Annotated in this window: 1 protein-coding gene; it reads left to right on the forward strand. The window is 47.8% G+C overall.

Features of this window, described 5'->3' with window-relative positions; translation table 11 throughout:
• A partial coding sequence (locus R8O11_RS27650; protein WP_318194929.1) for a tripartite tricarboxylate transporter permease occupies positions 1-711 on the forward strand: 711 nt, incomplete at both ends.

Raw genomic sequence — 711 nt, forward strand, 5'->3', positions numbered from 1 at the left:
GCTAACGTGTCATTAAGCTTTCAATCTTCTGATTACTTTGCGTTGATGTTGCTCGGCTTGTCTGCCGTTGCGGCTTTTGCTGGTAAAGGTCAGGTCATTAAAGCGTGGATGATGACCATTCTTGGCTTGATGCTGTCGACAGTCGGTATCGATAAAGGCGTTGGTGTCGAGCGTTTCACCTTTGGTTTAACCGATTTGATGGACGGCTTTAGCTTCCTTCTTCTTGCAATGGCGACGTTTGCTTTGGGCGAAACCTTAATGGGGATTCTCAAACCTTCAAACGATACTCGTGATGAAGAGCAAGACAAATTGAGCAACATCGGCTCGATGAAAGTCACCAAAGAGGAAATTAAAGAAGTCGCTCCGGTATCGATCCGCTCTTCTATCCTAGGTTTCTTTACTGGCGTACTTCCGGGCGCAGGCGCAACAATTGCGGCATTCCTAAGTTACGGCTTAGAGCGCAACTTGGCTCCAAAAGAGAAAAAAGAAGAGTTCGGAAAAGGCAGCATTCGTGGTCTAGTTGCGCCAGAATCAGCGAACAACGCCGCATCAAGTGGCTCATTCGTTCCATTGTTAACGCTGGGTATTCCAGGCTCAGGCACCACCGCTATTATGTTTGGTGCGTTAATCGCCTACGGCATTCAACCTGGCCCTCGCCTGTTTGTTGAACACCCAGATGTGTTCTGGTCAGTCATCATCTCAATGTACTTA

This window comes from Vibrio sp. 1288, assembly GCF_033344475.1.